This is a genomic window from Paracoccus sp. SCSIO 75233, from assembly GCF_027912675.1.
GTDB lineage: Bacteria > Pseudomonadota > Alphaproteobacteria > Rhodobacterales > Rhodobacteraceae > Paracoccus.
Genome location: NZ_CP115760.1, coordinates 116,179 through 142,541 on the forward strand (window position 1 = coordinate 116,179; position 26,363 = coordinate 142,541).

Below are 26,363 nucleotides of genomic sequence, written 5' to 3' on the forward strand. Positions count from 1 at the left end.
CTGGCACAAAACCGCGCCTTAAGTCAGCCGGGAAACACTCCCGCAAATAGCCCCATCAGCGCCGTGACCAGCGCGGTCGCCCAGAGAACGACCAACAGCGGCGGCGCCATATCAGTCCGGCCCGCATCGCCCTCGCGCGCCTGATACATCGACACCACTATGCGCAGATAGACCGCCAGCGCCAGCACACTGTTGAGGATGCCGATCACCGCCAGCCACAGATAGCCGGTCTCGATCGCGGCGCCGAACAGCAGCACCTTGCCGACAAAGCCGAAGAGCGGCGGAATGCCGGTGAGCGACAGCAGGAACACGACCATCGCCACGCCGACCACCGGTCGCGCGCGGCCGAACCCCTTGAAATCGTCCAGATTGCGGCCCGCGATCATTATGACTGCAAAGGCTCCCAGGTTCATCGCCACATAGGCCGCACCAAACACGATTACCGAAGGCAGGGCCAGCGCGCTGGTACCGAGCGCCACGATCCCCATCATGAAATAGCCCGCCTGCGCAACCGAAGAATAGGCCAGCAGCCGCACGGCATTGGTCTGCACCAGAGCCGCCAGATAGCCGAGTGTCATCGTCACTGCCGCGATCAGCGCGACGACGAACGGCCAGCCGGTGGCTACCGGCAGATCGCGCAGCACCTGCGCAAAGGCGAAGATCGCGGCAACCTTGGTGATGACCGACAGGAACGCCGCGACCGAGACCGGCGCGCCGTCATAGGCGTCCGGTGCCCAGAACTGGAACGGCACCAGCGCCGCCTTGTAGCCCAGCCCGATCAGCACCGCGACCAGCCCCGCCAGCGCGATCAGCGGCTTGCCATCGAGCGCCCCGAGCTCGGAAAAGAGCGTCGACCCGGCCCCACCGAACCAGAAGGTCAGCCCGTAGATCATCACCGATCCGGTGACGGCGCCGAACACCAGATATTTCATCGCCGCCTCGGTCGCGGCATCGTTGCGCGGCCAGGCCACCATCGCGAAGGAGCCGAGGCCCGTCAGGACCACGCCCAGGACCAGCAGCATCATGTCGCCACCGCCCGCCAGCATCAGCGCCCCCAGCGTCACCAGGCACAGCAGCACATAAACGCTGCCCTCGCGGTCCTTCCCGGCGATCTCGGCCCGCGTCATCAAAAGCGCCAGCGCGGTGCCCGGCAGCAAGATCAACTTGGCCCAGCCGGACAGCAGATCGACGCGGTAGGTGCCGCCAAAGACGCTGGTGTCGGCCTCCAGCAGCGGAAGGGTCAGCGCGGTGGACAGACCCAGCCCGATCAGCCCGAACGCCAACGCCAGACGGGGCGCGCGCAGCATCTCGGCCACCAGCATCAGCACGACAGTGGAGGCCAGCATCAGCTCGGGAAACAGAAAGGACAGGTCGCGCGCCATTAGAATTGCAGTGCCCGCATCGTCGCGTCGATCATGCCCAGCAACCAGGACGGCGCGACCCCGATAAGGATGATGAGGATGAGCAGCGGCACGACGGCCTGCATCTCGCCGCGGTCCAGATCGGGCATCGCCGCCCATTTCTCGTTCGGCTCGCCCAGAAATACCGCCGCGATCGCGCGCAGGTAAAGCCCCGCCGTCACCACAATGGCGATAATCGCCACGATGGCCCAGGGCTGAGCATTCAGCGTGGCCAGGAAGATCTGAAATTCAGCCGGGAAATGCGCCAACCCCGGCAGCCCGAGCGAGGCAAAGGCCGACAGCACGAAGGCCCAGCCCAGCCATGGCACCTGCCCCAGCAGCCCGCCGAACGCGGTCATCTCGCGTTCGTGGGCGCGCGACTGCAACATGCCGACGAGAAAGAACAACGCCCCGGTGACGACGCCGTGGCTGACCATCTGCAAGGTCGCACCATTGAGCGCGACCGCCCGCAAGTCAGGGTCCAGCGTCAGCGCCGCCACCGCGACGCCGATCACCACATAGCCCATGTGGTTCACCGACGTATAGGCGATCATCTTCTTCAGATCTGACTGCGCCAGCGCCACGAAGGCACCGTAAAGGGCGCTGAATACGCCAAAGGCCAGCACCACCTGACCGGCCTGCGCAAAGGCGTCGGGCGTCATCTGTAAGGCGAAACGCACAAGGCCGTATGTGCCGAATTTCAGCATCACCCCGGCGAGGATCACGCTGCCCACGGTCGGGGCCTGCACGTGGGCCGCGGGCAGCCAAGTATGCACTGGAAAGGACGGGATCTTGACCGCGAAGGTGAACAGCATCGCGATCAGCGCCAGCATCGCCGCCAGCCCAGTCAGTGGCGGCGCCTCGATCCACAGCCGCATGTCAAAACTTCCCGTGGCCAGATACAGCCCGATGATCGCCAGCAACAGCGGCAGCGAGCCTAGCAGCGTGTAGATGAAGAACATCAGCCCGGCGCGCTGGCGTTCTTCATAGCCCCAGCCGACGATCATGAAGTACATGCCGACCAGCGACACTTCAAAGAAGACGTAGAACAGGAGCGCGTCCAGCGCCGCGAAAGTGCCGATCGACGCGGTCTCCAGCATCAGCATCAGCGCGACAAAGACCGCCGGGCGGTCGGTGATCCGCGCCGCATAGATTGCCGACAGGAAAAACAGCAGCGAGGTCAGCAGGATCAGCGGCAGGCTTAGCCCGTCGATGCCCAGCCGGTAGGCCGCGCCGATGGCCGGGATCCATGCGATCTCCTCGACCTGCGCGAAACCGCCTGGCAGCGTGCCCCGCGCCCAGATCGCCAGCGTCACCACGAAGGTCAGCCCGGTGGTGGCGATGGAAACGCCATGGGCGATGCGCGCCGACTTGTTTGGCAGGGCCATCAGCAGCACGCCACCAAGAAGCGGCAAAAAGACGGAGATCGAGAGAAGGGGCATGGCGGGGTCGTCTTTCTTCAGGAGGACATCGGTAAGATCAGCAGCACCGCCGCGATGACGGCAATGCCCATGACGGTCAGGGCGAGTTCGCGGTGGATGAGCCCGCTTTGCAGCAGGCGCAGGCGGCGGCCGGCGGCAATTGTCCGGTCGACAAGGCCGAAGATCAGCCCGTCGATGCCTTTTGTGTCGGTGGTCTCGGCGCTGTCACCCAGGCGCAGGTTCATCCGGCCCACCTGAAGGGTCGCGGCATAAAGCCGGTTGTCTGAACGCTCGGCACTGGATGCGGTGCCAAGGCTCAAGATCCGCACAAGGCCAAGTTGCGACGCCAGCAGACGCCGTTCGAAACCTTCACAGGCGGCGGCAAAAGCCAGCGACGGGCGCAGCACCAGCCCGTCCATACCGCCCGCGACGGCAAAGCCGCGCTGCGCCATCGGCAGAACCGGCCCCATCAGGCGGGCAGGTTGGATGAACCAGCCCAGCACCAGGCCGCTCAGCGCCGCCATAAGCCCGAGGATCATCGCGGTTCCTTCCGGCGGCAGTTCGGCCTCAAGCAGATGTTCCAGCGGCGTGAAGGCGAACCCAAGCCCCGCCGCCAGCGCCGTCAGCACCGCCATGCCCGCACCCATCCAGCCCATCCCCTTGCCCAGAACGGGCTGGGCCTCGCCCTGCCACAGCACCCGCAGCGCCCGCGCCATATAGGCCCCGGTCAGCACCGTGCCTGCCAGCGCCAGCGGCGCGAGCCATACGACCCCGGGGGCCGCCAGCGCGGCGGCAAGGATCGCGTCCTTGGAAAAGAACCCCGCCAGCGGCGGGATCCCCGCCAGCGCCAAAGCAGCAATGCCGAAAGCGGCCAGCACCAGCGGTCGTGCCCGGCCCGCGCCCGCGACCGCATCCATGTCGGTGCTGTCGCGATCATGCTGGAACACACCCGCCCCCAGAAAAAGCGTGCTCTTTATCGCCGCGTGGGCGATAAGGTGCAGCAGCGCCGCCACCGGCACCCCCGCGCCAATGGCCAGCAGCATCAGCCCGTACTGGCTGGAGGTCGAGGCGGCCAGCAGCCGCTTCAGGTCCCGCTCGGCCAGCGCGATCAGGCCGGCAACGACGGCGGTGACGCCGCCCACCAGCCCGACCGCAATCAGCGCGCCTGCGGGCAGCATCGGGGTCACGCGGATCAGCAAGATCGCCCCCGCCGCCACCAGAGTCGCGGAATGCAGCAAAGCGGAGACCGGCGTCGGGCCGGCCATGGCGCGCTGCAACCAGTCCTGCAACGGCACCTGCGCCGACTTGCCCATCGCGCCGATCAGCAACAGCAACCCGGCGACCAGTGCGGGCGTGCCGGTGATATCCAACGCGGCCGAGATTTCCGCGGTGCCGGCCCAGCCGATCAGCACGAAAATCCCCAGATAAAGCCCCAGATCGGCGCTGCGGGTATACAGAAACGCCCGCATCGCGGCACCGGGCACGCCGTCACGCCCATGCCAGAACCCGATCAGCAGATAGCTGGAAAAACCGATCAGTTCCCACGCCGCCAGCACGGTGATCCAGTCGCCCGCCAGAACCAGCGCCTGCATCGCGGCGACAAACAGCAGCAGGATCCCGAAAAAGCGCGGCTTCTCGGGGTCGCTGCGCATGTAACCGACAGCGTAGATCAGCACACAGGCCGCCACCGTCGCCACCATGGCCGAAAACACCGCCGTCAGCGGCGTCGCGACCAACCGCAGCGGCATCTGCGGCAGCCCCGGCAGGACCAGTTGCATGGTGCCACCGGAAACGATCCCCGCCAGCAACGCCATCGCCGCGACAAACCCAAGGCCGACGCCCGCCAGTGCAATCGCTTCGGGTGCGCGGCGCAGCACAAGCGCCGCGAGACCCGCCAGCAGCGGCGCAAGGATAATGAGCGCCAGCATCGTCATCCCTTCAACTCGCGCGCTTCTTCCATCTCAACCGACCCGCGCACCCGGAACCGCGCGATGGCGATGGCAAAGCCGACCGCCATTTCGACCGCCATCACCGCCATCACGATCAGCACGAACATCTGACCGGCCGGTTCATCGGGATGCAGATAGCGCCAGAAGGCCACCAGATTGACCAGTGCTGCGGCCAAAATCAGCTCGACCCCCATGATGATCATCACCAGGTTCGTCTGGCTCAGCGCGCCGTAAAGACCGATACCAAACAGCCCCGCGCCGACGCTGAGCGCGATCATCATCTCCACAATCATTTGCTCTGCTCCGCGTTGGGGACGATGGCCACCATCGTGGCCGCAACCATGGCCGTCAGGATGGTCAGCCCTGCCGACTGGAAGATGAACATTGACCGGCCCAGCAATTCGCGGCCCAGATCGGCGGCCTGTTCATGCGCACCCGGCACAGACAGGGCGACCGGACCCCAATCGGGCAGCCAGACCAGCAGCAGCGCCGCCAGCAGCCCAATGCCCCCGGCCCAGAGCGACAGGCGTTTCTGGTGGGTCATGTCCATTTTGCCCATGCCGCCGGGATCCATCATGAACATCACCATGAAAATCGCCATCACGCTCATTTCCGTGGCCATCATCATGATCTGCAACACGCCCAGAAACTCGGCCTGCATGACCAGAAACATCGCCCCTATCGCGGTTTGCGAAAACAGCAGCGCCAGCGCCGAGCGCACCATCGAATGGGTGCGGAAAACCACGACGCCGAACCACACCGCCGCGCCGCCGAAGAACGCCAAGAAGATCATCTGAACCGTCATATCGGCACCACCAGCGCGATCACGCCCACGACAAAGATATTGGCCAGCGCCAGCGAGATCCCCAGCTTCCAGCTCAGCGCCAGGTAACGCGCTTCGCGGATGCGCGGCATATAGCGCCCGACGCTCAGCATGGCCGCGGCCACGGCCAGGATCTTGATCGCGCTCCAGGCCCACGCGGGCAGCCACGGGCCCAGCCAGCCGCCCAGATAGAAGGTCACGGTCGCCCCCGCCAGCGCCAGGATAATGACCATCCGCGCCAGCCGCAGCACTGCCAGCCGCACGCCGGTATATTCCGCCTCGACCCCGCCGGCCAATTCGCCGGTCGCATCGGGCAGGTCCAGCGGCGGCAGCCAGGCCAGCCCCATCGCCGCCACGACGAACAGGACAAACCCCATCGGCTGGTACAGCACGTTCCAGAGCTGCGCCTGCGAGGCGACGATCTCAACCGTCGAGAGCGACTCCGCCCGCATGGCGACGGCGGTGATCGGCATCACGATCAGCATGGCATAGGCAATGAACTGGCCCAGGAACCGCCAGCCCGCGATCATGGCGTAGGCCCCGTTCGGCCCCCAGCCCGCCATGATCAGCGCCACCAGCACATAGGCCAGCGCAGCGTTCAAAAACAGCGCTCCGGTCGCCAGGTCGGTGATGATAAGCCCCGGCGCCAGCGGGATCACTGCCACCGCCATCAGCCCCGCCACCAAAAGCAGCACCGGCCCAAGCTCAAAGAACAACCGGTCAGATTTGCGCGCCAGCAGCGATTCCCGCCCCATAAGCGCCAAGGCGGCCCAGGCCGGACCGGTCAGGCTCAGGTGCCCATGCACGGCCCATCGTTCGATGACGGCCAGCGCATAGGCCCCGGCGGCGAGCGACAGGAGAACGACAAGAATGCTCATCCACGCACCTCCCAGGGCGACAGGTCGAGCGAGGCGACGGCGCTCAGGGCATCGCCCAGTTCCTGCTGCGCCGTCACCGTTTCGACAAGGGCGATGTTCACGTCTGTCGGCGTGTCGAGATCGGCCTCGACCACCTTGCCATTGGCCAGCTTCACGCGCAGCGACGCCGTGCCGCGCGGTGTTTCGATGCGAGCCTCGCCCTCGCCCGACACCCTGTCCACATCCGGCACCTGCGGCACAGCAATCATCCCGGCGGCCGCGATCAGGTCGAGGCTTTGGGCGATCTCTTCGCAGCGCAGCCGCAGCCGCGCCAGCGCATCGCCGCCGTTGCGGACGCGCATTTCGAACCCGAGATCCTTCAGCGTTGGATCACCCGTTCGGGCATCCGATCCGCCACCTCGCGCCCGGTCCACCGGGCCGCTGGCCGGGGCGTCATTGCCGATGCGCGCGATGCGTCTAAGCCGCATCCGCATCAGCGGGGCCGCCTGCACCCGGCGCGACAGCCGCCGGATCGCCCCAGCCTGCGTGGCAATCCCGGCAACGTCGGCACCTTGAACGGTCAGTTGCAACGCCCCAGCGCGCGCGGCGAGCCACAAAAAACCCGACTGAAGGCCGAACTCGGCCAGCCAGTTCAGGTGGCTGGCGATCCGCTCGCGTTCCACGGCGGCGGCGCGGCCACGGCGCGCGTCATGGTCGGGCTCGACGCCGGCGGCCACCTCAATCGCAGCGCAAGCCAGCGCGCGATAGGACACGCTGCTGAGCGGCATCATGGTGGCCAGACGCTCGACGAAATCGGCCACCCTCATCTGCGGCCCATCCATCAAATCCGTCGCGCCGACAAGGCTCGTGGCGTCGCTGGCCGCAACGGTATCGCCATCCAGCGTCAACGTCAGCCGCAGCCCAGCCGGCAGGCCGGGAAAGAACGGCCCGAACGGCACCTTGATCCAGTCCATCTGTAACCCGTCGCTGCTGCGCGGCTGGTCCTTGGTCATCTCGACCATCGACATGAAATGCGGCTCGATCCCGTCGATAGTGGCCTTGGAGTGGCCGCCATGTCCGGCATGCCCATCGTGGCCGGAATGGTCCTGCTGTTTGCCATGACCGCCGTGACCGCCATGCCCGTGACCGTGACCGGGACCGTGGCTTTCCACCTCCTCCGCCTTCACCAGGTTCATGCCGCATTTAGGGCACTTGCCCGGTGCATCGCTGATCACCTCGGGGTGCATCGGGCAACTATATGCCCCCGACCCGCCCGCCTTGTCGTCGTGACCGGCATGATCGCCATGCGCGGAGGGCGCGTGGCTTGCATGCCCATGCCCATGCCCATGCCCGTGACCGTGGCTTTCCACCTCCTCCGCCTTCGCCAGGTTCATGCCGCATTTGGGGCACTTGCCCGGTGCGTCGCTGATCACCTCGGGGTGCATCGGGCAAGTGTATGCCCCCGACCCGCCCGCGTCGTGAGCGTGGCCCGCATGTGCGTGATCGGCGGGGTTTGGCCTGTCCTCCCGGGGCATGTCGTGGCCACCGTGCCCACCATGTCCATCGGACGCTGTTTCGCGCGGCACCAGCGTCATGCCACATTTGGGGCAGTCTCCGGGGGCGTCGCGGACGATTTCGGGGTGCATCGGGCAAGTGTATTCCACGCGCACCTCAAGAGCGGGGGCGTTAAACTCCCCGCTGTCAGCGCGAAACGCGCCCGCGGCGATCACGCGGCGCAGATCGGCCAGCCCGGCCCGTGTCAGCGGGGCCGACACGTCCGCATCGGGCAACGGGGCGATGTCGCCTGCGCCCAGTGCCAGGATCGCGCGGGGGCGCGGCATCTGCGCGTAGGTGACGGCGGCGGCATCGCGCAGACCGTCCGGAATCGGGCCGACGACGATGAGAACGTCGGCATGGCGCGGGGTGCCTACAACACGCAGGTGCGCATTGGCAAGGTCGATCCCCATCGACCGCGCGACAGACGGGCCGGGCAGCACAAAGGCCGTCAGATCGCGCGCCATGGCCGCCGCGACCGCCCGCCTGATCCCGTACATCGCGCCCTCTCGCGCCCCGGCTATGGTCATTGCCGCCTCAACGCGCCCTGGCTCCAGCCATAGAGCAGGCCCAGGAACAGGATTGAGAGGAAAACGCCCATGTCGAGCAATGCGATCAGCCCTTCTTCGCGGTAGACGACCGCCCACGGATACATGAACGCCATCTCCATGTCGAAGGCCAGAAACAGCAGCGCATAACCGGCATAGCGCGCATGATAGCGGACCCAGACCGGATCGCGCGACAAGGTACCGGCCGTGGCGGGCACGTCCTTGCCCGGTTCCGAGCGCGTGCGCCCGATGGCCCGGGCGAGCCCGTAAAGGCTTAGCACGAAACCGAACACACCGACACTCAGCCCGAAAAGGATCGCGTATTGGGAAAGCTCGCTCATCCGTGTTACCTCCTTCGGGTGCTCGACTCTCTAAAGTGTTAAGGGTTTAAGCAGAACGGCACAATCAAACTAACGCCAGCGGCCATGCTGCCGTTATGCACAGACGCTTTGAGCTGCGGATCATTACAGCTCTCCGAAAATTCCGGGCTTGGGACTTCAAGAACACAGGTCTCCAATTGGTTTCTTCCAATTGGGTGGCCGGTGATTTAGCGTTGCATGATTGACGATCCGAACAAACAGGACAGAGGGAAGTCAAATGTGCCTGTCCGCTCAAGTCAGCTTTGCCGCCAGTGTTTTTCTTGTTGGCGGCGGCACGGCCATTTCAATTGTGGCTTGGCGGCGCAACAAACGCTATCTCCCGCTTGCCCTGATGCCGCTTTTCGCCGGACTGCAGCAGTTTACCGAGGGTTTTGTCTGGGTCGGCATGAACGGAAACGATCCCCTGACGGTTTTGTGGGGGGCAATGGGGTTCATCTTTTTCACCTGGTTCATGTGGCCGATCTGGGTCCCCTTCTCGGTCTACGTGCTTGAACCGGACGACAGCCCCCGAAAGCGGTTGTTCCGCCTCATGGCGTTGATCGGGCTGGCTTTCGGACTGCTGCTTTACATACCGCACGGGCTAAACAGTGACATGGTGGTGGTCGAGGTCAACAATCAGTCTCTGGCCTATGAAAAATCCATGTGGCTGGATTTCATGATGCCACGCTGGCTGACCAATACAATCTATGTGACCCTTATCACCCTCCCGCCAGCGCTGTCGCATTACAAACACATGCGCCATTTCGCCCTGACGCTGGGGGCGGTGATCGTGGTCGATATCGCCTTCCTGCAATTCGCATATATTTCGTTTTTCTGCCTGCTGGCGGGTCTCGCAACGCTGCATCTGGTGTACATCATTTTGACCAACAAATGCGCCCGTGAATGCCCTGAATTGTTCGCCTGATTCCGTCGCCTAGCTTTGCTTGTCGCAGTAGGGGATCGCTTCGGCGCTAGACTGGGCAGTAGCAATCATCGGGATCCTCCAGGCAGCAGGCTCCACAATGGTATTGGATCGCCTCGCGCAGAGCAGCGCGCGCCCTGTGCAGCCGAACGCCAAGGGCATTGCGGTTCAACCCCATATCGGCGGCCACGATTTTCCGATCCTCTTCACCGAAATCGATCCGCCGGATCAATTTGGCTCCTCCTTGTCGATTTGGGCGAAGGCTTCGACCATCATGTATCGGCTAGAGGTCTGCCATTCGTCATTCTGCTCGAACAGCACGGCGCCGATCAGGCGCATGATGGAAGCCTCGTTCGGGAAGATCCCGACAACATCGGCACGCCGCTTCACCTCCTTGTTCAGCCTCTCGATTGGATTCGTGCTGTGAAGCTTGGTGCGATGCTGGCGAGGGAAGGACATGTAGGCCAGCACGTCATGCTCGCTGGCGTCCATCAGATCGGCCAGCTTGGGCCATCGCGGACGCAGCTGCTCGGACACCTTGTGCCAGGTCTCGCCCGCATGGGCGCGGTCGGGCTGGTCGAAGGCTTGCCGGATCGCGGCGGCGACCACGGTGTGCTGGCCGCGCGAGACGTGTGCCAGCGCGTTGCGCATCCAGTGAACGCGACACCTTTGCCAAGTGGATTCGAACACGCGGGCGATGGCGGCCTTGAGACCGGTATGGGCGTCGCTGATGACCAGCCGGACGCCACCGAGACCCCGGGCCCGCAGCGAGCGCAGGAACTCGGTCCAGAACGTCTCGGCCTCGGATGGGTCGATGCCCAGACCGATGATTTCGCGGCGTCCTTCGGTGTTGGCGGCGACAGCGATTATGGCCGCGACTGGCACGATCCGGCCGCCCTGACGCACCTTGAGATAGGTGGCATCCAGCCAGACATAGGGCCACTCCCCGCTCAGCGGGCGGTTCAGGAACTCACCGACCCGCTCATCGATGTCCTTGCACAGCTTGGACACCGTGCTCTTCGAGATGCCGCTCAGCCCCATCGCCTGCACCAACTCGTCGACGCGGCGGGTGGAGACGCCGCCGATCCACGCCTCCTGGATCACGGCCACCAACGCCTGCTCGGATGTCTTGCGGGCCTCCAGGAAGCCCGGGAAGTAGCTGCCTTGGCGCAGCTTCGGCACCCGCAGGTTCAGCGTGCCCAAACGGGTATCGAGAGCGCGCTCTCGATACCCGTTCCGCCAGGTCGTCCGTTCGCCGCTGCGCTCGTGGCGACCGGCGCCGATGATACCTTCCACATCACTCTCCATGATCAGCTGCAGCACGGCCTCGGCTATGCCGCGCAGAAAGTCTCCCTGATCGTGCTTGGCCAGAAGCTCGGACAGGTCCATGTTCGTCTTGGTCATCGGGGTCTCCGTAAGGTGCGTGGTTGAAGCGTCGAAACTCCACCTCGATCTTACACCTCGATGGCCACCCGGGATCACACCGCTGGCGGCGATGAAATTACACCAGCTCCTCGGACGCTAACTAAACCTCCGTCCGCACCCATCCGACCGCTTCAGCCTCGTCAACCAGCGCGACAAATCTCGCTTCCAGTGCCTCTTGGCAATCCAGCTCACGGTCAGGATAGGGGCCGAGCCGCTTTGGGCCTGTCAGTCGAGGTGTCGATCTGCTGCTCGACCGCTTCTTCCTCGTCACCTCGATCTCGCGCTTCCAGATGAAGGGGCAGGCCCTGCTGGACCATTATCGCCAGCGCGGCAAAGCAGAAGGCCACATGGGCGAGCTGATGGACGTGCTGTCTCCAGCGCTGTCCTCCACCAATCGCGCCAAGACCCATCTGCGCGGCAAGAAGCCGAAATCGGTCACGCCCCCCATCGATGCCTTCGCCTGCAACGAAGTCCGGTTGCTCGTCGCCATGCTCGCCTACCAGATCATGCACGTGGCGCGCCGGGCCATGGCGCGCGCCACGAAAGCCCCTTGGAGCCTGCGCCGCCTGCGGGAACGCGTGCTGCGCGCCGGCGCTCGTCTCATCATTTCAGCCCGGCGCATGACCTTGATACTTGCCGCAACGGCCGCGCCCTACTGGGCCGCCATCTGGCCGCAGATCCAGATGCTACGCGGGGCCGACCCATAATCGCGAGCAAGTTGCAGATGCCGCCGACAGAATGAACGCCCAGGGGCGGCCAGAAGTCGTGGCCGATCCATAGGGCGAAATCATCCAAAGGATGTCGTCTCGCCCACTCTCTCAACCAAACCGGGATGCGTAGCTCTCATCGGCAACAAGCTGGTGCCCAGAAGCCGGCAAGAACGGCTTCAACCCGCCTCCAGCGCGCCGCCGAGCCGGCTCGGCGAATAATGCGGGATAAAAGGTGTCGCCGCCATAGTCGCGGTGGCGCGCATCGGGTTTGATCGTGACCTGCATGCCGCAAACGGGATCGATGGCCTTGCCGGGTTCCGGCTGGGAAGGCGCCGGGGCGGAATGACCATGAGACGCGTGGTCATGGTGTTCATGAGAATGGTTCTGATCTTCGTCCATACTGTCCTCCGGCCCGATACCTATAGGGGGTATGTTTAACTTGCGATATACCCCCAGTGGGTATAATGCAAGCTGTAAACGATAAAGTCCGGAGCGCGCCATTGGCCCATGACAAACAAAATCGCGATGCAGTCCTCAAGCGTCTGTCACGTCTGAACGGTCAGGTTCAGGGTGTGTCGCGCATGGTCGAGGATGGTCGCTATTGTGTTGATGTGCTGAACCAGACCGCTGCCATCCGATCCGCCCTGCGCGCGGTAGAACGTCTTCTGATCGAGGACCACGCCCGAAGCTGTATGGAGGCGGCGATTGAATCCGGTGATCAGGATCGCCAGCGGGTCATGTTCCGCGAGGTGGTGGAACTGCTGGAAAAGCTGCGCGACTGACCAATGGCGATAAACGGGACACGCCGTGTCACCTTGAACGCAGCCATCGCCGTTGCCGCCGTCGTCATATTGGGCATGTATATGACAGGAGATGCATCCGAGATCGCGCGGGGCAAAGCGCTTTATGCCGAGAATTGCGCCAGCTGCCACGGCGATGAATTACAGGGCCAGCCAGACTGGAAATCTCCGCTTCCAAACGGTCGATATCCGGCCCCGCCGCATGATGAAGCCGGACATACATGGCATCACCCCGATGTCATGCTGATGAAGATCATCCGCGATGGTACTGCGGCAGTCGTGGGTGGCCAGTATGAAAGTGACATGCCGGGCTTTGGCGACACCATGAGCGACAGCGAGATCGCCGCCGTTCTGGCCTATATCAAATCGACTTGGCCTAAACGCGAGCGCAGGATCCAAAGCCGAATGACGCGCGAGAGTATCAAATGATGCCAACGGCGCTAGGGCCGGTTTTGCCGAGGCCGACTCTCCAATCCACAAAAGCCGGCCACGGCAAATGACTGGCCAACATCGGTTCCCGAAGACCTCACTTAACCCTCTGGAGATTCCATGCAGAAAAACACCACAGCAATTGCCGTAACACTGCTTGTAGCCGCCGGCTGCACCGCTCCAACGGTGGAAAGCAGCACTGCGCAAACTTCTCTCTATCCTATCCCCGATGCGGTCGTTGCCCTTGCCGGTCCGAATCAGGATCTGACCACGGCAACGCTAGTCGCGGAAGACGATTGCTATTGGTATTATCACGTGGGACCGGTCGAAAGGACGCTGGTGCCGCTGCGTGCTGCGAACGGCAACCATATCTGTAACGCGCGTCAATCCTGACCCGGACGGCGCCCCCTGAGGCAGCGAAGCCGTCTGGGCCGAGGCAACTCAGCTTAACGGCGTCACGCTGCCATCGGGGGAATACAGATAGGCGGTCGAGCCGATCTGGACCTGCGGATACAGTGCATTGATGTGCGACATGACCATGCGCACACAGCCAGAGCTCGCCCGACTGCCGATCGAGGTTGGAAACGGTGTTCCGTGAATCCGCAGGTAGGTGTCCCTGTCACCGACATAGAGATACAGCGCACGAGAGCCGAGCGCGTTTTGGGGGCCGGGTTCCACCCCGCCTGCAAACTGGCCGTAAATTTCCGGCTCGCGCTGTATCATGTTCTGGGTCGGCGTCCAGTGCGGCCATTCGGCCTTGCGCTTGATCGTATAGACGCCCGGCTCGTACAGATCGCCCCTGCCGATCGCCACGCCATAGCGCATCGCGACCCCGCCCTCTTCGATGTGATAAAGATATCTCGCCACGGCATCGACGTGGATATCACCCGGCACCAGACCATCATTTGCCAGAACACGCTGAGGCAGGAAACGGGGGTGAAGTCCCCAAGGGTTGGGAACCGCCGGCGTCACCTCGGCGTCCCACGCCGCTTTCTGTGCGGCATCGGGCCAGCTTGTCGCGAGAACCGGGCTGGCGGCCATAGCGGAAAACAGCGCGGTCGTGGTTTGGATGAAATGTCTGCGCGTCAGCAAATTGGTACTCCTTGTTTGATTTCTGTCGTTCAACGGACCCCCAATAGGCGGTCTATCGACCATCGATTTCGGGTGTGGCCGCAGGTCCACCTTGAAGGTCGGCGATCAGGGCCTTCATCTCGGCGATCTCAAGTGTTTGTGCCTCGACGATGCTATCTGCCAGGGCCTGCACACGCGGATCCGAGATATTGGCACGGGTCGAGGTCAGGATTGCAATCGAATGATGTGGGATCATCGCTTTCATCCATGCGGTGTCATCAACGGTCGCCTGGCTGCGCACCAGAAACACCCCAAGGACAAAGGCCAACAAGGCGAGGCCCGCGACCATGAGATTGGCACGCCTATTGCGATACATGCCCAGCATGAAGGCCAGCATGATCAGCGCCATGGCTCCGCCCATGTAAAGCGCCATCCACATCCGGGTCTGACTGAAGAAGACGTGATCCAGTGACCACGTGTTCAGATACATCAGGCCGAACATGACCACGGTCGAGGTGAAGATCATCGCCGCAAACCGGCCGTAGCTTCCGCCATTCATGCGATCGTGATTCATCTTGTGATCAGAATTTTCCATTGTCTCTCCTCCTATTGGAATGAACCGTCAGCTTTTGCGGACCGCTGCAACTAACCCGGCCAGCTCGGATAACGGCACGGCACCAAACCGCGAATCCGCCCCGGCAATGAAGGTAGGCGTGCCAACCAGACCCATCGCCGCTGCCAGCGTATTCGACTGTTCGATATGCTGGGCAACCTCGGGTCGGTCCATGTCACGTTGAAATTGCCGGGCATCCAGTCCTATGGATCGCGCCGTGCGCAGGACGCTGGCCTGCTCGGCCCGGGCTTTCTGCTGCAGTAATGCGCGATGAAATTCAGGATAGCGGCCCTGACTGCGCGACGCCAAAGCCGCCCGTGCGGCGAAAACCGAGCCCTCACCGAAGACCGGCCATTCGCGCATGACCAGACGCAGACTGCGATCGGTATCCAGAAGCGCACCCACCACCGGCAACATCGCGCGGCAGAACTGGCAATTGTAGTCAAAAAACTCGACCAGCGTCGCATTGCCGTCGGGATTTCCCAAGGCAGGTGCGTTGGGATCGCGTTCCAATTGCCTGCGAAAAGCCGGCGGCAGGGAATGGCTTGCCGCTACGAGCCGCGGCGCCAGGGCCAATGCGGGGCCTGCAAGAGCAAGGCGCAAAACTGAGCGACGTTGAACCATGGCGATGGTCCTTTCAATTGATGCCATTGGCACGTTGAATTTCGCGGATATAGGCGATGATCACCGCAAGATCGGCATCGGTGACGCCCTCAGTTGGGGGCATGTTGCCGAATGTCCAGTGATGCTGCCGCGCGCCGGTTCTCGCGGCCAGCTCAAAGGCAATATCCGCGTGATGGCCGAGCCGATAGATCGGATCGATCAAGGGCGGACCGATACCGTCCCTCCCGCTGGCGTTCTCTCCATGGCAGGACGCGCAGTTCGTATCAAAGGCGGTCCGGCCTTTGGCAGCCGGTAATGACAGCGACGATGGCACATTGACCGTGACCATCGGGGTGCCTGTGGCAGCGGCCGTATCCGGGCGCCGAAGCGCCCAGACAAACACAGCCGCACCGATCACCGCAATCAGAACGAAAAGCCGGGATTTCGACATTATCCCACCTCATGCCGAGACGTTGAAGGTGGTCATCATCCCACTGGCCAGATGCGGCATGTGATGACAGTGGAGCATCCATTCGGCGGCCTCGCCCGCATCCAGCGCCACGGTCACCATCGACATCGGCGGCACATAGACCGTATCGCGCAACGCCCCGGCCACGCGGTTGCCGTTGATGGCCACAACCTGGAAATGGTGGCCGTGAAGATGCATCGGATGTCCCATCATGGACATGTTGTGGAAATTTAACTCGACCCGCTGACCGGTGGTCGCCGTGACCGGAACCCGGTCCTCGAACAGTCGGTCGTTGATGGTCCAGCGATACGGCTGCATCTGGCCGCCCAGCATGACCATCGGCGACAAATCGGCGGGACGGTCGGCCAGTGGCGCAAGCGCCCGCAGGACCGCCTCTTGCGCAAGGTCAATGTCAAAGGCCGGCGCCGCCTCGTCCGACAGGCCCGAGATGATCGGCACATCCGCGCCGGCCGTCGCCAGGATCAGACCCGTGCGTTCATGCGCCCCCTCGCGCAGCGCCAGGATCGGCCAGGCACCACCGCCCGAGGGCAGGTCAAGCTCGATATCCAGTCGTTGCCCCATCGCAACGCCAAAGCGCGCCGCCGGAAGTGCCTGCACCGGCTGGCCGTCCACCGCGACCAGTCGCGCCGGAACATCGCCGCAGGCGATCCAGAATACCGTGGCGGCGGCGCCGTTGATGACGCGCAGCAGAACCCGCCCGCCCTTCTCGACCGCCACGATCTCGGGATCGGAGAGGGTCCGGTCATTCGCCAGATAGGCATCGAAATTGAAGTCGTTCAGGTCCATCGCCATGCCGCCCATCCCGGCCGCGGTCATGCCTTCCATCCCCTCCATCGCCGACATGCCGGATGTGCCCATCGCACCCATATCATGCCCTGCATGAGCGTTGGCGCCCTGCGCATCATCGGCAGTTTCAGGCTCTGGATGGCCTTTCCCGGATCGGATCTCGTCCAGAACCTCTTCCGGCGGACGGAAAGAAAAATCATGCAGGAAAATGGTGACCTCTTGTCGGTCGGCCTTCACGTCATCGGGGCGCCGGACAATTAACGGCGCCGCCAGCAACTGCATTTCCTGAACCGGCACATGGCTGTGCATCCAGTGCGTTCCGGCCGCTGGTTCGAAATCATAGGACCGCGTTTCGCCGGGGCGCAGCAGCGGCAATGGCATGTCGGGCACGCCGTCCTGCACATTGGGCGGAATTTGCCCATGCCAGTGAACGATCGTCGGCACGTCGAGATCATTGGTCAGGTTGACGAGGAAGCGCTGGCCGGGGTCCAGAACCAGCCCCTGGCCACCGGCGCCATTGACCAGTCCGAAGACGGTCGCCGCGCGCCCGTCGATGTCCAGAGAGCGTGTGGTCGCGCGCAGCCCAAGTGGGGCCGTCTGTGAAAGGCCAGCGCGTGGCAGCGAAAGTGCAGCGATTAAAGCACTGGACCCGGCCAGAAAGCCGCGGCGATCGAGTAAGTTTGTCATGTAAGAAATCCATCATGCCCCGGGGGGCAAACTGTGTCAGACGCCTCTGATGAGGCATCACGAAGCAAACGCTCAGAGGGAATTCGGAGGACGGACGGCGGGGCCGACGACGCGACTGTCATGGGCCGCATCGGTGAACGGCCACTGCAAGGGGTGTTCGTTCCTGACCGGGGCCAAATGCGCGGTGACGATCCAAGGCGTAGACGTGCCAAGACAGATGATCGCGCAGGCATCGGTCATAGCCGATTGGGACGGAGGATGCTCTTTGTCATAATGCTGCGTGTCAGCCGCAATCATCTCGGCCGACATATGGTGACCGGGCATATCAGCAGCTAAAGCCATCTCCGCATGCTGGATCAGACCGCCGAGAGCAATCAGGACAACCAGCAACGAAGAGATCCAGCGGCGCATTCCTAGCTCGGGTCCAGAGAGGTTCGTAAGTTGTGATGGTAGTCGCGTGGCAACCCGGATTCAACTCACGGTTTGCTCAGCAGCTTTGCAAGTGGTGAAGCGGCCGGCAAGCCCCATCCCCTCCTAGCTTTCCGGTTGAACGCCATAAGCCGCTGCGCGTTCTGCGTCACCAGAACAGATGCGCCTGTTTCGGTGAGGATCGCGATACAAGGGCCCGTCATGCCCGCCACGGTTGTGATCAGGAGCAGACCCTTCAGACCGGGACCGATGACCACGTTCTGGCGGATGTTCGCCATCCGCCACCGCGCGCACCACGTTGCGATGGCCAAACGTGAAAATGGATCGACTGAAGAAGCCCTCGACCTGTTCCCCCATCCGGCGCAGATCGGTCGCGGTCACAAGATAGCCAGAGTTCGAATCCGGGTCGGAAAATGCATGCGTGCCCCCTTGCAGGTCGGACAGCGCTTCCGCTCCATCTTCAGCCCCGACAATGAGGTAAGACTGGTATCGCGGGCCACCGCGCCACACAGGCGCAGCGACAAGATCCAGCAAATCGGCGTGCTGGAGATAGGGATAGCCGCAAAGCCAAGCCGCATCGACACTACGTTCCAGCAGAAGGCCAGTGATTTCCTGATAGGTGCGACGCTGAACCAGTTCGATCTCACGCCCCATCCGCATCCAACGCCCGAGCAGCCGCATCTGGTTCACGGCGTTGAAGCTCTGCGATCCGCCCGAGACCTGCATTACTGCCAGCGTCTTTCCCTGCGTCGGGCGCACGGCGCCCTCGGACAGCGGGATCCAGTCGATCTGCGTCTTCATCAACCCGGTCATCGCGCCGTGACGCTCAGGGCTTGACCAGACCATGCCCTCGCTCCATGTGACCAGATCGCGGAGCTCGCGGACTTTCGGGTGGCTGGCATCGACCCCGTCATCAACCAGCGGGAGGCCGGATGGATGGAAAAACCGCACTTCCGCCCCCAGGCGCGTAAGGATGCGCCCGGCCTCTTCCGCGGACAGCCGGCTAAATGAGCGGACCCGCAGCGAGCCATTGAGGATCAGAATACGCGGTGGATGCGTTCGGACGATCGTAGGCCGCAGTCGTTCGCGGTCGATTGAAGCGAAGTGCTGCTCATCAAGCTGAGGGGTGGTCAGGTTCGTCAGGTCGTCAGGCAATTCGTTTTCCCCGATCATCAATAATGAGCTGACCGTTTTCCTTCGCAAGCGGCCCCGGCGGCAGCGTATCAAGCAGGTCTAGAACGGTTTCAGATGGGCGGCAGAGCCGAACGCCCTTGTGCGTGCAGACGAAGGGGCGGTTGACCAGGATCGGATGTTCCACCATCGCAGTGAGGAGAACCTCGTCCGACACACCGGGCGCGGTAAGCCCCATTGCTTCTGCCGGGCTTCGCGCAACGCGCAGTGCCTCCTGTGGGGTTACGCCAGCCGCAGCGAACAGACCTAAGAGCTGCGCACGCGTCCAACCCGTTTCCAAGTAGTTGATCACCGTTGGCAGGGTGCCCGCAGCGTGCAGGATTGCCAAAGTGTTGCGCGATGTCCCGCAGTCCGGATTGTGGTAGATGACGACACTCATGCCGGAAATCGCTCCCTTGTGCGGTTGGCGAACCAGACGAGTGAAAGCATCACGGGAACCTCCACCAGAACGCCGACTACCGTCACCAACGCAGCCCCGGAATTGAGACCGAAAAGGCCAATGGCCACAGCAACGGCCAGCTCGAAGAAATTCGATGTACCGATCAGCGCGCAGGGGGCGGCCACCTTATGCGGCACCTTCCAACGCCACGCCCAGTAATAGGCGATGGCAAAGATCCCGTAGGACTGGATCAGGATCGGCGTGGCAAGCAGGACGATCAGGAACGGGTTTTCGGTGATGACGCTGCCCTGAAACCCGAACAACAGCACCACTGTCAGAGGCAACCCCAGAACCGAGGCGGGCTTGATCCGCGCGGTGAAAGAAGAAACTGCAGCTTCTCCACCCCGGGTCATCAGTCTGGACCGGGTGAAGATGCCGGCAGCAAGCGGCAGAACGACATAGAGAACCACGGAAAGAACCAGCGTTTCCCAAGGAACGGCGATATCGGTCACGCCAAGCAGCAGAGCCACGATGGGCGCAAAGGCGAACACCATGATCACATCGTTCAGTGACACCTGGACCAGCGTGTAATTCGGATCCCCTTTTGTAAGTTGGGACCAGACGAAGACCATCGCCGTGCAGGGTGCTGCCCCGAGCAGGATCAGCCCGGCGATGTACTGGCCTGCATCCGCCGGGTCGATCAGGTCCGCAAAGACGTATTCGAAAAACAGCACGCCCAGGGCGGCCATGGTGAAGGGCTTGATCAGCCAATTCACGACCACGGTTATGACCAGGCCCTTGGGGCGCTGGCCCACGCCCTTGAGCGCGCTCAGATCCACGGCGACCATCATCGGATAGACCATCGCCCAGATCAGGACAGCGACCACCAGATTGACCGAGGCATATTCGAGCGCGGCCAACGCTGCAAACAGGCCCGGCAGCAGCGAGGCGAGCACGATGCCCGCGACGATGCACAGCAGCACCCAGACAGACAGATAGCGTTCAAAAAGTGACATTGATCAACCTTGGGCTCTAGCAGGGGTTATGCAGCAGGCAGACTCGCTGCGAATGACGTCGAGTTCTTCAATCAGCGCCGAGAGGGGCAGCAAGGCCCCAGGGCTGAGTGAATAGCAGACCCGCGGCGGGTCGATCTGCCCTTCGATCACGCCCGCCTCCTTTAGGATGCGGAGATGCTCGGACACCGTGGACTGCGCGAGGCCGACGGCCTCGACGATATCACCGCCGATACAACCCGGTGTTCGCGCCAGCAGCCGCAAGATCCGCAATCGCGCCGGATGGCCCAGGGCCTTGGCTGTTGCCGCCATTCTCATGTCCTCAAGGTCTTGCTGGACTTCTGTCATCTTGGCCTCATCTAAAATCGGCTATCGTCGTTTACCGATATGTTTTCGTAACTGCCGACGCAAGCGAATTTATTGGCGAGTGGCTGGGGAGCTCGGTACGCGGATAGTCAATCACCGCAGTTTCCGTGGCAGAGTGCCCTTGCCGGCACCTTATCCTCTACCGCATCGGTGCTATCCGGATCACCAACTTGCACAGCTTGAGCAAAGTCTTGAATGTCGGGGCGATCCTGTAACCCACCAGGTGAAGGACCGTTCAGAGCCGTCAGTTCGTGGCGCGCCACATCCTGTACCGCCCCTGCCCTGTCACTTCGCGGATCAGCCCATGCGCTTCCATCCAGGCAAGGTTGCGCTGGACTGCGGCGCGACTGGCGCCGGTCATCGCCTCGGCCATCGGAGCGGATACAAGGGGCCATTCGGTCACCACAGCGCGCAAGGCACGCGGGGTCTTGCCCGAGAGTGGGGTCATCTCCGTTTCCGCCCTCGCTGACCATGTCTCGATATCGTCAAGGTGCCGCATTGCGGTCAGGCAGGCGGTCTCCAACCCGTCGAGCCATCGCGCCAGACGGTCAGCGGGTGGGCCGCCCGCGCGCAACCCCCCTGCCCCGCCCATGGCCAGAGGTGCAAAGACTGCTCCCTTGCCCTCGCTGGCCGCGATCCGCGCAGCTGTGACGGCCGCCTCCATTCGATCGCTTTGCTGCCCGAGTCCCGCTAGGCTCCAGAGGTGAAAGCCCAAGCAAGCACGGGTGATCGGGTGCAACTCGGAAGCTTGCGCCGTAAGGTCCAGCCAACCGCCTGCGCGATCCGCAAAAGGTTCGGCCTCATCCGCGAGGTTCTCGGGGTCGCGGCGGTCAAGGAAGGCGGAAAGGTCTACCTCCGGTCCTGGCCCACCGGATAGCCGCCGCACCGCCCAACCGACACGCGCGAGCGCGGCAGTGTCGTCCTGTACGCCGGACAAGCGCATGGAGATCCAGAGCGCCAGCCGATCTGGGCCAATGCGGTCACCCGCGAACCAGCTGAGGTCGGCAGCCTCGAACAGGGCAAGCCTGTGCCGCCATCCTTCCGGGCCCCGCTTCAGCCGGTCGTCCAGCGCACCGACTCGACCGGCCACACGGGCAAGACGCGCAGCATGACCCGCCTCTGCTTTGCGCCAATCGTCGAGGACCTCGGCGTCACGCGGCTCGGCCCGTGGTCCCGGCGGCAGATAATCCGGCTCCTCTTCCATGGGACCGGGCAGGAACCAAAGATCGTCCTCAGACGACTGTTCCACCTCCTCAGCGTCGAGGAAGAGAACGTCCGATTCATCATGTAACGCAGGCGCTTGAGGCTTCATATGTGCAAAATACTGGAATTCTGCACGTTACCCAAGGGTTTTGTCAGAGGACGCCAGCGCTCCTTATATAGCACGCGCGGGTGATGGTCGGCGAGGGCTCTCTAATCGCGCTCAGCCTATGGAAACCAAGGGTTTTCCGTTGAGCAAGGCCACAGAGAGCGCCATTGCATTCGTTTACAAACGGTCGTTTATTGCCGCTATATGAAACTGCAAAAAGACTGTTTTGATGCCATTGATAGGCTATGCGCGCGTATCCACAGAGGATCAAACCCCCCTGCCCCAGTCGCAGGCCCTGAAATCTGCGGGTTGCGCCGAAATCTATGAAGAGCACGCCTCAGGCGGCAATCGCGCGCGGCCGGTGCTTGGGCGTGTGCTCGAACGCATCCAGAGTGGCGATACGCTGGTCGTCGTGAGGATCGACCGGCTTGCGCGGTCTCTGTCGCATCTGCTGGAAGTGATCGAGCGGCTGGAGGCTAGGGGTGCGTTCTTTCGCTCGATCCAGGACCCGATCGACACTGGATCCCCGCAGGGCAAGTTCACGCTGCAGGTCTTGGGCGCTGCGGCCGAGTTCGAGCGCGCCCTGATCCGGGAGCGCACCAAGGCCGGCCTCGCCAGTGCGCGCACAAAGGGCCGCGTGGGCGGAAACCCTGGACTGCGGGCCAAAGACCCTGCCGCTCTTCGCAAGGTGCGGCTAGCGCGACAGGACGGCTACATGGAGCGTCTGAACGAAACGGCACAAGATTGGGTGCCCCATGTGCGCCGGTTGCGCCCTGACTTGGCCTGGGAAGACGTGGTGCGCATCATCAACGGCCCCTTGCCCGAGGCGCGTCGCTGGACCCAAAGCCGTCTCTTGCGCGCCGTGAAGGCCTATGTCCGCGACGGCTTCCTGCCCGAGACAGTTTTGGCCCGCGCCGGCCGCCGCGAAACCGACGACCGCCTGCCCGCCATCGTCGCCGCCATCAAGGGCGCGGATCCCGGCATTACGCTCCAGGCGATCTGTGAACGGCTGGAATCAATGCGCGAACGCACACCACGTGGCCGAACGAGATGGCAGCCGTCGTCAGTCAAGATGCTGTTGGAGCGGGCGGAGAGGCTGGGGCTGCTTGAGTAGCCTAACAACCTTGCAAATCCTCCACTATAGGGAAGGATTACAAGGTTGTGGTCAGTTTCAGGCACAGAAGCCGTTCGCTCATGCAAAGGGGTTGACGATGCGAAGCTGGCCTTCCACCAGCAGGCCATCTTGCATGTCCTCGCTCCACAGCGTGGTACACCCCGCAACCAAAGCGCTGGCCACGATCATCGCGTCGTAGATCGAGAAGCCGTAGCGTTCCGCCAAAGCGCGGCCGACGTCATGGGTCTGCACGGTGAGATCTTCGACGGGACACAAGGCGCGCACGCCTTCGAGAAAGGCCGCTGCTTCCTCCCAACCGAGGCCAGCTTTGCGGCGGCAGTTCACCAGTGACTCGTTTAGAACCTGAACGCTGATCCGGGGCCCCTGCCCCAGGATGACCTCGGCGCGATCGGCCTTTGGGCCGTCGTCGAGCAGGTAAAGAACGACATTCGTGTCCGCGAACTCAACGCTCATGTGCGTCGTCGCGGCTCAGACGTTCTGCTGCGGACAACTTGCCCCGGAAGCGGCGCAGGCCGGTAAGTACCTCATCCGCACGAGCAAGGCGACGGACTCTGACCCGACCGTCGTCCTTGACCAGGTCGATCTGATCACCCTCCTTGAGACCAAGCTCTCGGACGAGCTCCGCGGGCAAACGGACGGCCAGCGAGTTACCCCATTTTGCGACCTGCATCGTGACCTCCCATGCGGATATACGTCTTGTAATGTATATCCGAAAGGTTCCTAAGACAAGCCTGCCGCAAACCCTAGCTACTCTTGTGCATGACGCAGCGACTGACACCAAATCTAGAAAGAGCTTGCACGAATCTGATAGCTCGGGCAATAGTCTCGATAAATAACGCGCGATCACATAAAAAACGCGCCCACGAATCGAGGCAGAGATGAGCGAAGCTGAGCAGGACCTGGACATTGCCATCGGGCACTACGCAGAGCTTCTTGCGTCCAATCTTCATGCGCAACGTGCTGCCCACTTCCCTCCCGACGCCAAAAAAGTCATGCGCAGCCTGACCAGCGGCGAGGCGGCCGAGTTGCTTGGCGTCGATCATACCTACCTTCGCAAGCTTCATCGAGAAGGAAAGATCGCTGACGTCGAAACCACTGCGGGCAGCCACCGGCGATATACCCTCGATGATATCTGGGAGATTCGCCACGCTCTTGAGGCAAACGCGAAGAAGCCTGGAACCTACGTTCCGGGGCGTCGTGCCGGTGACGAGCTTCAGATTGTTTCTGTTGTGAACTTCAAAGGCGGGTCCGGGAAAACGACAACATCCGCTCACCTTGCACAGCGCTTGGCTCTCAAGGGATATCGTGTCCTTGCGATCGATCTGGACCCCCAGGCATCCCTTTCCGCGCTGCATGGCATCCAGCCTGAGCTGGACCTGATGGAGGGTGGCACGCTGTATGATGCGGTTCGCTACGATGAACCGGTCCCGATCTCGGACGTGATCCGCAAGACCTACATCCGTGGTCTTGACCTGATTCCCGGGAACCTCGAGCTCATGGAATTCGAACATGAGACACCGGCAGCCATTCAGCGTGGCGGCGCCCGCGCATTCTTTGCCCGTGTGCGCGACGCGCTCGACAGTGTCGAAGCGGACTATGACGTCGTCGTCATCGACTGTCCGCCGCAGCTTGGTTTTTTAACCATGTCCGCCCTTTCAGCATCTTCAGGGGTGCTTGTTACCGTTCACCCCCAAATGCTCGATCTGATGTCCATGTCGCAGTTTTTGCGCATGACCGCTGATCTGCTTGGCGTCATCCGGGATGCTGGCGCAAACCTTCGCTTCGACTGGCTGCGCTTTCTGCCGACCCGCTACAAGGTGGGTGATGCCCCGCAGACCGAGGTCATTGCTTTCATCCGGGGTCTGTTCGGCAGGTCAGTCCTGACCAACCACATGGTTGAGTCTACTGCGATCTCTGATGCAGGGCTGACGAAGCAGACGCTCTACGAGGCCGACAAGAAGGACTTCACGCGTCAGACTTTCGATCGTGCAATCGAATCCATGAACGCCGTCAACGACGAGATCGCGGCGATCATCCAGAACACGTGGGGACGCAATGGCAAGAAAGCCTAAACTGGGACTGCCACTGCAGACCCTGCGCAACGCGCCCGACGCTCTTGAAGGGCGCAGGCTGCGCGGCGGCGTTTTCGAAATCGAGCCTGACCAAATCGAAACCACAGGTCGGCTCGATGACAGGCTGCAGATTGAGACTGCGGGCCTCAAGGCGTCAATTTCCAAGAACGGACAGCGAGTACCAATCCTCGTCCGGCCGCTTGATGGTGATCGCTACAGCCTGATCTATGGCCGTCGTCGACTGGAAGCTTGCAGAGAACTTGGGATCAAGGTCCGCGCCATTGTCACAGAGATGGAGGGCGATCAGGCACTTCGTGATCAGCTGTTAGAGAACCAGGAGCGGCGGGATCTAAGCTTCATCGAACGAGCGCTTGTTGCCGCAGCCTTGCTCGACGGTGACCATCTGAGCGCATCCGAACGCACTAACAAGGGTGTCGCCGAGGTTCTCAATCTGACCGAGGCAGGAGTGTCGCAGCTGTTAAGCGTGGTCCGCACCGTTGGGGAGGACTTGGTCCTCGCCATCGGTGCCGCTCCGGGCATTGGTCGGCCCAGGTGGGAAGAGCTCAAGAAGTTGCTGGGGGCTACGGATGCCGATCGCGAACTGCTTGCAGCTTTGGCGGGTGAGGCCAAGACATCCTACCAAGGCGGTATTGACGAGAAATCCGATCATGCATTTTTGGCCGTCCTCTCTGCTGCAGGGAAGCCCGAACAGACCACATCCTCGTCTCGCCCTCGCGGGCGGCCCGGCACGGTGATTCCGGGGGTCGGTGCCGCCACTGTCACGATCGGACGTCGTGGAAAGCAACTCAAGCTCGAGTTGAAGGCCGAGGAGAGCGATTTTGTCAGCTGGCTTGAGGGCAACGCCCCGCAGCTGATCACCGAGCTTCACGAGCGCTGGAAGCGTTCGGAAGACTGAGGAAGAGCAACAATCAAAAAGGAGGCACGAGACAGGCAGAAAAGAAAAAGGCCCCGAGAAGCAAGCTTCACGAGACCTTTCTTAGGTTTCGCACGGGACCAGCCCG

At 62.7% G+C, this 26,363-nt stretch carries 31 protein-coding genes; 8 read left to right on the top strand and 23 right to left on the bottom strand.

The genetic code is table 11. From position 1 onward, the window contains the following. Positions 1–23 precede the first annotated feature (23 nt). Genes PAF12_RS17565 through PAF12_RS17600 form a run of 8 tightly spaced genes read right to left on the bottom strand, consistent with a single transcriptional unit; the run spans position 24 to position 8,893 of the window. Positions 24–1,382 (bottom strand): NADH-quinone oxidoreductase subunit N, encoded by a 1,359-nt coding sequence (locus PAF12_RS17565; RefSeq protein ID WP_271109806.1) that lies wholly within the window; start codon positions 1,380–1,382, stop codon positions 24–26. Further along, positions 1,382–2,842: a NuoM family protein gene (locus tag PAF12_RS17570; RefSeq protein WP_139085412.1), complete on the bottom strand. Its 1,461-nt coding sequence runs from the start codon at positions 2,840–2,842 to the stop codon at positions 1,382–1,384. The genes PAF12_RS17565 and PAF12_RS17570 overlap by 1 nt, the downstream gene beginning before the upstream one ends. Before the next feature lie 17 nt (positions 2,843–2,859). Continuing rightward, positions 2,860–4,749, bottom strand: coding sequence for an NADH-quinone oxidoreductase subunit L (locus PAF12_RS17575; protein WP_271109807.1), 1,890 nt, complete (start codon positions 4,747–4,749; stop codon positions 2,860–2,862). 2 nt (positions 4,750–4,751) lie between these two features. Beyond that, entirely contained in the window at positions 4,752–5,063 is a 312-nt protein-coding gene (gene nuoK / locus PAF12_RS17580) for an NADH-quinone oxidoreductase subunit NuoK (RefSeq protein WP_139085416.1), read from the bottom strand. Further along, positions 5,060–5,575 carry an NADH-quinone oxidoreductase subunit J gene (locus PAF12_RS17585; RefSeq protein ID WP_139085418.1) on the bottom strand — a complete coding sequence of 172 codons (516 nt, stop codon included), beginning with the start codon at positions 5,573–5,575 and terminating at the stop codon, positions 5,060–5,062. Before PAF12_RS17585 ends, nuoK begins: the two co-directional genes overlap by 4 nt. Next, entirely contained in the window at positions 5,572–6,471 is a 900-nt protein-coding gene (locus tag PAF12_RS17590; protein ID WP_139085420.1) for an NADH-quinone oxidoreductase subunit H, read from the bottom strand. The genes PAF12_RS17585 and PAF12_RS17590 overlap by 4 nt, the downstream gene beginning before the upstream one ends. Then, a complete protein-coding gene (locus PAF12_RS17595; RefSeq protein WP_271109808.1) occupies positions 6,468–8,534 on the bottom strand; it encodes a heavy metal-binding domain-containing protein in 2,067 nt (688 codons plus the stop codon). Before PAF12_RS17595 ends, PAF12_RS17590 begins: the two co-directional genes overlap by 4 nt. Next, positions 8,531–8,893, bottom strand: coding sequence for an NADH-quinone oxidoreductase subunit A (locus tag PAF12_RS17600; protein WP_061979516.1), 363 nt, complete (start codon positions 8,891–8,893; stop codon positions 8,531–8,533). Before PAF12_RS17600 ends, PAF12_RS17595 begins: the two co-directional genes overlap by 4 nt. Positions 8,894–9,149: 256 nt before the next feature. On the opposite strand from PAF12_RS17600, the gene PAF12_RS17605 reads away from it, so the two are divergent. Beyond that, complete coding sequence (locus PAF12_RS17605) at positions 9,150–9,836, top strand: DUF6629 family protein (protein ID WP_230802076.1); 687 nt, start codon at positions 9,150–9,152, stop codon at positions 9,834–9,836. Between the two features lie 225 nt (positions 9,837–10,061). Here the strand turns inward: PAF12_RS17605 and PAF12_RS17610 are convergent, their stop codons facing one another. Continuing rightward, the gene (locus PAF12_RS17610; protein ID WP_271109809.1) at positions 10,062–11,237 is read right to left on the bottom strand and encodes an IS256 family transposase; all 1,176 of its coding nucleotides are present in this window, start codon (positions 11,235–11,237) and stop codon (positions 10,062–10,064) included. A gap of 266 nt (positions 11,238–11,503) precedes the next feature. On the opposite strand from PAF12_RS17610, the gene PAF12_RS17615 reads away from it, so the two are divergent. Continuing rightward, positions 11,504–11,965 (top strand): transposase, encoded by a 462-nt coding sequence (locus tag PAF12_RS17615; protein WP_223850181.1) that lies wholly within the window; start codon positions 11,504–11,506, stop codon positions 11,963–11,965. A gap of 111 nt (positions 11,966–12,076) precedes the next feature. On the opposite strand, the gene PAF12_RS17620 is transcribed toward PAF12_RS17615, so the two are convergent. Continuing rightward, positions 12,077–12,367, bottom strand: a complete 291-nt coding sequence (locus tag PAF12_RS17620) for a hypothetical protein (protein WP_139085430.1) — start codon at positions 12,365–12,367, stop codon at positions 12,077–12,079. Between the two features lie 101 nt (positions 12,368–12,468). Here PAF12_RS17620 and PAF12_RS17625 point away from each other — a divergent pair, with 101 nt between their 5' ends. The 3 genes from PAF12_RS17625 to PAF12_RS17635 all read left to right on the top strand — a co-directional run bounded on the left by PAF12_RS17625 (position 12,469) and on the right by PAF12_RS17635 (position 13,590). Beyond that, on the top strand, positions 12,469–12,750 hold the full coding sequence (locus PAF12_RS17625; protein WP_120444816.1) for a metal-sensitive transcriptional regulator: 282 nt from the start codon (positions 12,469–12,471) through the stop codon (positions 12,748–12,750). 75 nt (positions 12,751–12,825) lie between these two features. After that, a complete protein-coding gene (locus PAF12_RS17630) occupies positions 12,826–13,197 on the top strand; it encodes a cytochrome c (RefSeq protein WP_223850180.1) in 372 nt (123 codons plus the stop codon). Between the two features lie 120 nt (positions 13,198–13,317). Next, on the top strand, positions 13,318–13,590 hold the full coding sequence (locus PAF12_RS17635) for a hypothetical protein (protein WP_120444812.1): 273 nt from the start codon (positions 13,318–13,320) through the stop codon (positions 13,588–13,590). A 48-nt stretch (positions 13,591–13,638) separates the two neighbouring features. On the opposite strand, the gene PAF12_RS17640 is transcribed toward PAF12_RS17635, so the two are convergent. The 11 genes from PAF12_RS17640 to PAF12_RS17690 all read right to left on the bottom strand — a co-directional run bounded on the left by PAF12_RS17640 (position 13,639) and on the right by PAF12_RS17690 (position 22,137). After that, a complete protein-coding gene (locus PAF12_RS17640; protein WP_271109810.1) occupies positions 13,639–14,289 on the bottom strand; it encodes a L,D-transpeptidase in 651 nt (216 codons plus the stop codon). 52 nt (positions 14,290–14,341) lie between these two features. After that, a complete protein-coding gene (locus tag PAF12_RS17645) occupies positions 14,342–14,863 on the bottom strand; it encodes a DUF305 domain-containing protein (protein ID WP_223850178.1) in 522 nt (173 codons plus the stop codon). A gap of 27 nt (positions 14,864–14,890) precedes the next feature. Further along, positions 14,891–15,394, bottom strand: coding sequence for a DsbA family protein (locus tag PAF12_RS17650; protein WP_271109811.1), 504 nt, complete (start codon positions 15,392–15,394; stop codon positions 14,891–14,893). Positions 15,395–15,518: 124 nt separating this feature from the next. Then, a complete protein-coding gene (locus PAF12_RS17655; protein ID WP_271109812.1) occupies positions 15,519–15,935 on the bottom strand; it encodes a cytochrome c in 417 nt (138 codons plus the stop codon). 9 nt (positions 15,936–15,944) lie between these two features. After that, on the bottom strand, positions 15,945–17,447 hold the full coding sequence (locus PAF12_RS17660; protein WP_120444806.1) for a multicopper oxidase family protein: 1,503 nt from the start codon (positions 17,445–17,447) through the stop codon (positions 15,945–15,947). Positions 17,448–17,519: 72 nt separating this feature from the next. Continuing rightward, positions 17,520–17,858 (bottom strand): hypothetical protein, encoded by a 339-nt coding sequence (locus tag PAF12_RS17665; RefSeq protein ID WP_271109813.1) that lies wholly within the window; start codon positions 17,856–17,858, stop codon positions 17,520–17,522. A 123-nt stretch (positions 17,859–17,981) separates the two neighbouring features. Continuing rightward, a complete protein-coding gene (locus tag PAF12_RS17670) occupies positions 17,982–19,031 on the bottom strand; it encodes an NAD(P)H-dependent oxidoreductase (RefSeq protein WP_271109857.1) in 1,050 nt (349 codons plus the stop codon). After that, complete coding sequence (gene arsC / locus PAF12_RS17675) at positions 19,024–19,446, bottom strand: arsenate reductase (glutaredoxin) (RefSeq protein ID WP_271109814.1); 423 nt, start codon at positions 19,444–19,446, stop codon at positions 19,024–19,026. Before arsC ends, PAF12_RS17670 begins: the two co-directional genes overlap by 8 nt. Continuing rightward, entirely contained in the window at positions 19,443–20,462 is a 1,020-nt protein-coding gene (gene arsB, locus PAF12_RS17680; protein ID WP_271109815.1) for an ACR3 family arsenite efflux transporter, read from the bottom strand. Before arsB ends, arsC begins: the two co-directional genes overlap by 4 nt. Before the next feature lie 3 nt (positions 20,463–20,465). Continuing rightward, positions 20,466–20,807, bottom strand: coding sequence for a helix-turn-helix transcriptional regulator (locus tag PAF12_RS17685; protein ID WP_271109816.1), 342 nt, complete (start codon positions 20,805–20,807; stop codon positions 20,466–20,468). A gap of 262 nt (positions 20,808–21,069) precedes the next feature. After that, positions 21,070–22,137: a hypothetical protein gene (locus PAF12_RS17690; RefSeq protein WP_271109817.1), complete on the bottom strand. Its 1,068-nt coding sequence runs from the start codon at positions 22,135–22,137 to the stop codon at positions 21,070–21,072. Positions 22,138–22,363: 226 nt separating this feature from the next. Here PAF12_RS17690 and PAF12_RS17695 point away from each other — a divergent pair, with 226 nt between their 5' ends. Then, positions 22,364–23,248 (top strand): recombinase family protein, encoded by an 885-nt coding sequence (locus PAF12_RS17695; protein ID WP_028288628.1) that lies wholly within the window; start codon positions 22,364–22,366, stop codon positions 23,246–23,248. Between the two features lie 78 nt (positions 23,249–23,326). Here PAF12_RS17695 and PAF12_RS17700 read toward each other — a convergent pair whose 3' ends face one another. Next, positions 23,327–23,722, bottom strand: a complete 396-nt coding sequence (locus PAF12_RS17700) for a PIN domain-containing protein (protein WP_028288627.1) — start codon at positions 23,720–23,722, stop codon at positions 23,327–23,329. Next, a complete protein-coding gene (locus tag PAF12_RS17705; RefSeq protein ID WP_009503866.1) occupies positions 23,712–23,939 on the bottom strand; it encodes an AbrB/MazE/SpoVT family DNA-binding domain-containing protein in 228 nt (75 codons plus the stop codon). Before PAF12_RS17705 ends, PAF12_RS17700 begins: the two co-directional genes overlap by 11 nt. Before the next feature lie 208 nt (positions 23,940–24,147). Between PAF12_RS17705 and repA the strand changes: the two genes are divergently transcribed. Then, complete coding sequence (gene repA / locus PAF12_RS17710; protein ID WP_009503867.1) at positions 24,148–25,341, top strand: plasmid partitioning protein RepA; 1,194 nt, start codon at positions 24,148–24,150, stop codon at positions 25,339–25,341. Further along, complete coding sequence (gene repB, locus PAF12_RS17715; RefSeq protein ID WP_028288626.1) at positions 25,325–26,257, top strand: plasmid partitioning protein RepB; 933 nt, start codon at positions 25,325–25,327, stop codon at positions 26,255–26,257. The genes repA and repB overlap by 17 nt, the downstream gene beginning before the upstream one ends. Positions 26,258–26,363 lie beyond the last annotated feature (106 nt).